The 7,467-nt window shown below is 57.0% G+C and carries 7 protein-coding genes and 1 pseudogene; 4 read left to right on the plus strand and 4 right to left on the minus strand.

The annotated features are described in order from the left end of the window. On the minus strand, positions 1-882 hold an 882-nt coding region (locus tag CGLAMM_RS10845; RefSeq protein ID WP_418115679.1), incomplete at its 3' end, for a lysophospholipid acyltransferase family protein. A 413-nt stretch (positions 883-1,295) separates the two neighbouring features. Here CGLAMM_RS10845 and CGLAMM_RS10850 point away from each other — a divergent pair. From CGLAMM_RS10850 to CGLAMM_RS10860, 3 genes and pseudogenes are all read left to right on the plus strand, one after another. Then, entirely contained in the window at positions 1,296-1,790 is a 495-nt protein-coding gene (locus CGLAMM_RS10850) for a hypothetical protein (RefSeq protein WP_418115680.1), read from the plus strand. A 200-nt stretch (positions 1,791-1,990) separates the two neighbouring features. Then, a pseudogene (locus tag CGLAMM_RS10855) lies at positions 1,991-3,210 on the plus strand (autotransporter assembly complex protein TamA). Then, the gene (locus CGLAMM_RS10860; protein WP_418115681.1) at positions 3,210-3,902 is read left to right on the plus strand and encodes a hypothetical protein; all 693 of its coding nucleotides are present in this window, start codon (positions 3,210-3,212) and stop codon (positions 3,900-3,902) included. Before CGLAMM_RS10855 ends, CGLAMM_RS10860 begins: the two are co-directional and overlap by 1 nt. A 216-nt stretch (positions 3,903-4,118) precedes the next feature. On the opposite strand, the gene CGLAMM_RS10865 is transcribed toward CGLAMM_RS10860, so the two are convergent. Genes CGLAMM_RS10865 through CGLAMM_RS10875 form a run of 3 tightly spaced genes read right to left on the minus strand, consistent with a single transcriptional unit; the run spans position 4,119 to position 6,177 of the window. Further along, complete coding sequence (locus CGLAMM_RS10865; protein WP_418115682.1) at positions 4,119-4,262, minus strand: hypothetical protein; 144 nt, start codon at positions 4,260-4,262, stop codon at positions 4,119-4,121. Next, on the minus strand, positions 4,262-4,576 hold the full coding sequence (locus CGLAMM_RS10870; protein WP_418115683.1) for a BamA/TamA family outer membrane protein: 315 nt from the start codon (positions 4,574-4,576) through the stop codon (positions 4,262-4,264). The genes CGLAMM_RS10865 and CGLAMM_RS10870 overlap by 1 nt, the downstream gene beginning before the upstream one ends. Next, the gene (locus CGLAMM_RS10875) at positions 4,474-6,177 is read right to left on the minus strand and encodes an autotransporter assembly complex protein TamA (protein ID WP_418115684.1); all 1,704 of its coding nucleotides are present in this window, start codon (positions 6,175-6,177) and stop codon (positions 4,474-4,476) included. Before CGLAMM_RS10875 ends, CGLAMM_RS10870 begins: the two co-directional genes overlap by 103 nt. A gap of 413 nt (positions 6,178-6,590) precedes the next feature. Here CGLAMM_RS10875 and CGLAMM_RS10880 point away from each other — a divergent pair. Continuing rightward, a partial coding sequence (locus CGLAMM_RS10880) for a lysophospholipid acyltransferase family protein (protein WP_418115685.1) occupies positions 6,591-7,467 on the plus strand: 877 nt, incomplete at its 3' end.

Here is a 7,467-nt window from a genome sequence, read left to right on the forward strand (position 1 = left end):
CCACAACATCATAAACAGCAGCGGAGAGACTTTTCCGATCCGGGTAACTTGCCGGGTCAATGGGGGGTGCAGCAGAATGCTGGCCCGCATTCGACGCCATCGCGTGACCTGCCAGATATGGGGCGCCAGATCCATATCGCCATACCACGCAAAGACTTCACAATCCTCACGCCCCACATCGCGGCCATTCAACCCGTCATAGACGATGGAAACAGGCTGTATCAGGACGGGGGGTGGAAGGGAGGCCTCATCCGTCTTGCCTGACGGCTTCGCGACGGCGAAGAAAGAGGACATGAAAGGCAGGACATCGCGCCCGTCAGAAGACGTGCCTTCCGGAAATAATATCAGATTATCGCCCGCCCGCAGACGCGACGACATATCAAAAAGCTCTCGCCCCGTATTATTTCGCTGTCGACTGACGAAGATCGTGCGTCCAAGCCGGGCGAGCGTGCCAATGACGGGCCATTCCGCAATTTGCTGCTTGGCCACGAAAACCGTCGGCAGCGCGCCGCCCGCGACCGGGATATCAAGCCAGGAACAATGATTGGCGACAAAAATGACCGGCTTCTCACCACGCTCCACGGCTTTGCGATCCGCTTTTTTACCAGCGAGCGCGCCGATGATGCGGACTTCAAGGCCCAGAATGCGGCAGATTGTCGCCCAATAAACCCGTGCCACCCAGATTTTCCCCCAACCATCAAATCGGATGAGAACGGATTGGGGGATCGCCATCAGCCCGGTGAGGAGGAGTGCACCTGAAATGCGGTAGACGGACCGGAGCCGGGCTGAAAACGTATCACGCACGCCATATTTCGTGACCGGAGACGTGCCCGATGGCGGTGCGCTGGCGATAGGCGGGGGCGGTCCTTCTCGGTGAGGCATCAGACGGGACACACAACTGATAAACAGGCCGAGCAGAGAAAATCTTGCATGGGTCTCAAAACGATTCTTTCGTTTTCGGTTACCGCCTAAACGCGTCCCCGTTCCGGCGGTGTCTTGGGATCACCCACGACTTTATGCACAATCCGGGCGGGTGACAACTCTCGAGATTCAACCTTATAAGCTGGAGAAGGTTCATTGCCTTCCCGCCCATTGGCGTCACGGCAGGATGGGGGATTGATCTTTGCAGAAGATCCGACAAAAGCGTTAACCTCCGCACGCGTGACGAAAATTCGCCATTTTTCTCTGACAGGAACGCAACGGTTAAAATCTGGTCACGCACATCGCATATTCGGGAAGACGCTTTGAAAGCCTATTTGCGACATTTTCTGAAAGTTCTGTTGATTTCGGGCTTGATGATCGGCCTTGCTGAGGGGCGGGATGTGTCCGGCTATGATGTTGATGTTAAACCGTCAGGTGATGATGCTCTTGACCCGCTTGTGACCGCTTCGTCCCTGCTCATCTCGTTACAGAAGGCGAAATATCCGGGTGATTTCGCGTTCATCGCCCGGTTGCGGTCAGATTATCGTAATATCGGTGAGGCGCTGCAAAGTCGCGGCTATTATGACGGTCAGGTAATCATCACGGTGACATTGGCGGGGAAGGCGCCGATCGACGCGAAAGACCCTCATTTGCTGGATTATCTCCGGGCCGCGGGTCAGGATAGTCAGCGCCATATCAACATCTCAGTCGTCAAAGGTGATGTTTTTGAAATCGGGACAATCGCGTTTTTCTCCCCCTTCCACCTGTCAAGGGTGACGCGGAAAAGGCGAAGGGACCGGAAGCGGATGGCGTCGCCTGGGGCCGCCCCATCACCCTGCCGCAGGCTGCGCAGGCGCGTTTCGGGCTGAAGCCCGGTCAGCCCGCGATTGCGGAGGACGTGCTGGCGGCGCGGGGGCGCCTGCTGCATGATCTGCTTGAGACCGGACATGCGGAAGCGCGGGTGGATGCGCCCATCGCCATGGTGGATAAGACTGCCAAAACGCTTAACCTTAAATTGACGGTTTATGAGGGGCCGGTCGTGGCGATTGGTCCTGTCACTTTTTCCGGCATGAAGCGCACGCGGCTTTCCTTTCTGAAGAATCGGCTACAACTCCATGAGGGTGAATTATATCGACCCTCGAAAATCGAGGATGCGCGTCAGGATATCGTCGATACCGGTATCTTCTCTTATGTCGGGGCGAAAAATGAACCCCCTTTAGTGTCACTTGCGCGGCCGCAACATGGGCTTCAGCAGGCAATGCCGGTTGTCATCAAGCTTCAGGAATCCAAGATGCGGAATATCGCGGGCCAGGCGGGATATTCGACCGATCTGGGTGGGCGCGCCGGTGTGGACTGGACGCATCGCAACCTTTTCGGCGGGGCCGAGCGGCTGAAAGTGACAGCCCTGATGACCGGCCTCGGTGGCTCCGCCCAGCAAGGGCTGGGCTATGATTTTTACACGGATCTGCTCAAGCCGGATTTTCTGCGTCGGCAGCAAAATCTCAGCCTGCGTGTCGAAGGTGTAAAGCAATTTCTTTACTCCTACCATCAGACAGCCTTGATCATCCGGGGTGGCATCTCCCGCAATGTGAGTCGCTACTGGAATATCGGCGCCAGCCTCTCCGTCGAGCAGGAAAAAATCCGTCAGTTCGGCGCGGAGAATGATTATTTCATCGCGTCCATCCCGCTCAGTGCCACCTATGACAGCACGGAGGTGAGCAACCCGATTGAACCCGCGACCCACGGCATTCGCGCCAATATCACCGTCACGCCTTCGGAATCGTTTGAACACGGCAATTCCTTCTTCACCGTCCTGAGCGCGAGTGTATCGCATTATTTTGACCTCAACCGTTTAGGGCTGACGAAACCGGGGCGCTCCATCATCGCGATACGCGGCATTGTTGGCAGCGTTCAGGGGGCCTCGGTTTTTCAGATCCCGCCGGATCAGCGCCTGTACGCAGGTGGTCCCGCAACCGTGCGAGGCTTTCGTTATCAGGGCATCGGACCGCAACAGGGAAATACGCCGTCGGCGGCACATCGCTCGATGCCGGGACAGTGGAATTCAGACAGCGCGTGATGGAGAAATTCGGCGTCGCAGCCTTTGTCGATGCCGGGCAGGTTGGTGAGGGGAGCCGCCCTTTTCAGGGGACCGTGCGCGTCGGATATGGCGCTGGCGTGCGCTACTACACCCCGATCGGCCCCGTGCGACTGGATTTTGCCCTACCCATGAACCGTCCGCGCAATGGGGATAAGTGGGAGTTCTATGTTGGTCTTGGGGAGACTTTCTGATGTCTGATGATATCTTCAGCCGGCCTCCCGAACCGTCAGGATCCGATAAAGCGCCTCTGTCGAGATCCCGGCGACTCTGGCGATTTCTGTTTCTCGCCATTCTGGCCTTACTCTCATGCGTGATTGTGGGATCAGTGGCGGTAATCTGCTTCATCAACACATCTTATGGTCGCCATTTCGTGGAAAAGCAGGTGCCGTCTTTGACGGGCGGTATGGTGGATATCGCAGGTCTCTCGGGTCGCTTCCCGACGAAGATTTCATTGGCGCATCTCAGTCTAAGAGACAAGCAGGGTGTCTGGTTTGCGGCGGACCATGTAACGTTGCGCTGGCATCCGCTGGCCCTGCTGCATATGCGGGTCAAAATTGATGATGTCCTGGCGCAAACCGTCTCACTTTCCCGGATGCCCGTCCCGAAGAAGCCAACGCGACGACATCGGACAGTTCTGCATTTTCACCAGGATATTTGCATCTCGCCATCCAATTGCGTCGGCTTGACGGAAAAGCGGCGCCGCCACCCCGGCCAATGGTGCGCCGATTTCAAGCCTCTCCACGTCAAGCCGACGCAATTTGGATGGCGAGATGCAAATATCCTGGTGAAAATGCAGAACTGTCCGATGTCGTCGCGTTGGCTTCTTCGGGGACGGGCATCCGGGAAAGTGAGACGGTTTGCGCCAGGACATCATCAATTTTGACCCGCATATGCAGCAGGGCCAGGCGGATGCCAGCGCAACGTTTACATGGTCCGCCGCAAACCAGACACCCTGCTTGTCTCTTAGACTGAGATGCGCCAATGAAATCTTCGTCGGGAAGCGACCCGAGAGACCTGCGATATCCACCATACCGCCCGTCAAAGACGGCACCTGCTTTTTCCACGAAATGGCGACCATAAGATGTGTTGATGAAGCAGATTACGCCACTGATCCCACAATCACGCATGAGAGTAAGGCCAGAATGGCGAGAAACAGAAATCGCCAGAGTCGCCGGGATCTCGACAGAGGCGCTTTATCGGATCCTGACGGTTCGGGAGGCCGGCTGAAGATATCATCAGACATCAGAAAGTCTCCCCAAGACCAACATAGAACTCCCACTTATCCCCATTGCGCGGACGGTTCATGGGTAGGGCAAAATCCAGTCGCACGGGGCCGATCGGGGTGTAGTAGCGCACGCCAGCGCCATATCCGACGCGCACGGTCCCCTGAAAAGGGCGGCTCCCCTCACCAACCTGCCCGGCATCGACAAAGGCTGCGACGCCGAATTTCTCCATCACGCGCTGTCTGAATTCCACTGTCCCGGCATCGAGCGATGTGCCGCCGACGGCGTATTTCCCCTGTTGCGGTCCGATGCCCTGATAACGAAAGCCTCGCACGGTTGCGGGACCACCTGCGTACAGGCGCTGATCCGGCGGGATCTGAAAAACCGAGGCCCCTGAACGCTGCCAACAATGCCGCGTATCGCGATGATGGAGCGCCCCGGTTTCGTCAGCCCTAAACGGTTGAGGTCAAAATAATGCGATACACTCGCGCTCAGGACGGTGAAGAAGGAATTGCCGTGTTCAAACGATTCCGAAGGCGTGACGGTGATATTGGCGCGAATGCCGTGGGTCGCGGGTTCAATCGGGTTGCTCACCTCCGTGCTGTCATAGGTGGCACTGAGCGGGATGGACGCGATGAAATAATCATTCTCCGCGCCGAACTGACGGATTTTTTCCTGCTCGACGGAGAGGCTGGCGCCGATATTCCAGTAGCGACTCACATTGCGGGAGATGCCACCCCGGATGATCAAGGCTGTCTGATGGTAGGAGTAAAGAAATTGCTTTACACCTTCGACACGCAGGCTGAGATTTTGCTGCCGACGCAGAAAATCCGGCTTGAGCAGATCCGTGTAAAAATCATAGCCCAGCCCTTGCTGGGCGGAGCCACCGAGGCCGGTCATCAGGGCTGTCACTTTCAGCCGCTCGGCCCCGCCGAAAAGGTTGCGATGCGTCCAGTCCACACCGGCGCGCCCACCCAGATCGGTCGAATATCCCGCCTGGCCCGCGATATTCCGCATCTTGGATTCCTGAAGCTTGATGACAACCGGCATTGCCTGCTGAAGCCCATGTTGCGGCCGCGCAAGTGACACTAAAGGGGGTTCATTTTTCGCCCCGACATAAGAGAAGATACCGGTATCGACGATATCCTGACGCGCATCCTCGATTTTCGAGGGTCGATATAATTCACCCTCATGGAGTTGTAGCCGATTCTTCAGAAAGGAAAGCCGCGTGCGCTTCATGCCGGAAAAAGTGACAGGACCAATCGCCACGACCGGCCCCTCATAAACCGTCAATTTAAGGTTAAGCGTTTTGGCAGTCTTATCCACCATGGCGATGGGCGCATCCACCCGCGCTTCCGCATGTCCGGTCTCAAGCAGATCATGCAGCAGGCGCCCCCGCGCCGCCAGCACGTCCTCCGCAATCGCGGGCTGACCGGGCTTCAGCCCGAAACGCGCCTGCGCAGCCTGCGGCAGGGTGATGGGGCGGCCCCAGGCGACGCCATCCGCTTCCGGTCCCTTCGCCTTTTCCGCGTCACCCTTGACAGGTGGAAGGGGGAGAAAAAACGCGATTGTCCCGATTTCAAAAACATCACCTTTGACGACTGAGATGTTGATATGGCGCTGACTATCCTGACCCGCGGCCCGGAGATAATCCAGCAAATGAGGGTCTTTCGCGTCGATCGGCGCCTTCCCCGCCAATGTCACCGTGATGATTACCTGACCGTCATAATAGCCGCGACTTTGCAGCGCCTCACCGATATTACGATAATCTGACCGCAACCGGGCGATGAACGCGAAATCACCCGGATATTTCGCCTTCTGTAACGAGATGAGCAGGGACGAAGCGGTCACAAGCGGGTCAAGAGCATCATCACCTGACGGTTTAACATCAACATCATAGCCGGACACATCCCGCCCCTCAGCAAGGCCGATCATCAAGCCCGAAATCAACAGAACTTTCAGAAAATGTCGCAAATAGGCTTTCAAAGCGTCTTCCCGAATATGCGATGTGCGTGACCAGATTTTAACCGTTGCGTTCCTGTCAGAGAAAAATGGCGAATTTTCGTCACGCGTGCGGAGGTTAACGCTTTTGTCGGATCTTCTGCAAAGATCAATCCCCCATCCTGCCGTGACGCCAATGGGCGGGAAGGCAATGAACCTTCTCCAGCTTATAAGGTTGAATCTCGAGAGTTGTCACCCGCCCGGATTGTGCATAAAGTCGTGGGTGATCCCAAGACACCGCCGGAACGGGGACGCGTTTAGGCGGTAACCGAAAACGAAAGAATCGTTTTGAGACCCATGCAAGATTTTCTCTGCTCGGCCTGTTTATCAGTTGTGTGTCCCGTCTGATGCCTCACCGAGAAGGACCGCCCCCGCCTATCGCCAGCGCACCGCCATCGGGCACGTCTCCGGTCACGAAATATGGCGTGCGTGATACGTTTTCAGCCCGGCTCCGGTCCGTCTACCGCATTTCAGGTGCACTCCTCCTCACCGGGCTGATGGCGATCCCCCAATCCGTTCTCATCCGATTTGATGGTTGGGGGAAAATCTGGGTGGCACGGGTTTATTGGGCGACAATCTGCCGCATTCTGGGCCTTGAAGTCCGCATCATCGGCGCGCTCGCTGGTAAAAAGCGGGATCGCAAAGCCGTGGAGCGTGGTGAGAAGCCGGTCATTTTTGTCGCCAATCATTGTTCCTGGCTTGATATCCCGGTCGCGGGCGGCGCGCTGCCGACGGTTTTCGTGGCCAAGCAGCAAATTGCGGAATGGCCCGTCATTGGCACGCTCGCCCGGCTTGGACGCACGATCTTCGTCAGTCGACAGCGAAATAATACGGGGCGAGAGCTTTTTGATATGTCGTCGCGTCTGCGGGCGGGCGATAATCTGATATTATTTCCGGAAGGCACGTCTTCTGACGGGCGCGATGTCCTGCCTTTCATGTCCTCTTTCTTCGCCGTCGCGAAGCCGTCAGGCAAGACGGATGAGGCCTCCCTTCCACCCCCCGTCCTGATACAGCCTGTTTCCATCGTCTATGACGGGTTGAATGGCCGCGATGTGGGGCGTGAGGATTGTGAAGTCTTTGCGTGGTATGGCGATATGGATCTGGCGCCCCATATCTGGCAGGTCACGCGATGGCGTCGAATGCGGGCCAGCATTCTGCTGCACCCCCCCATTGACCCGGCAAGTTACCCGGATCGGAAAAGTCTCTCCGCTGCTGTTTATGATG

Origin of the sequence: Sorlinia euscelidii, assembly GCF_036452135.1 — a bacterium.
Taxonomy (GTDB): Bacteria; Pseudomonadota; Alphaproteobacteria; order Acetobacterales; family Acetobacteraceae; genus Sorlinia; species Sorlinia euscelidii.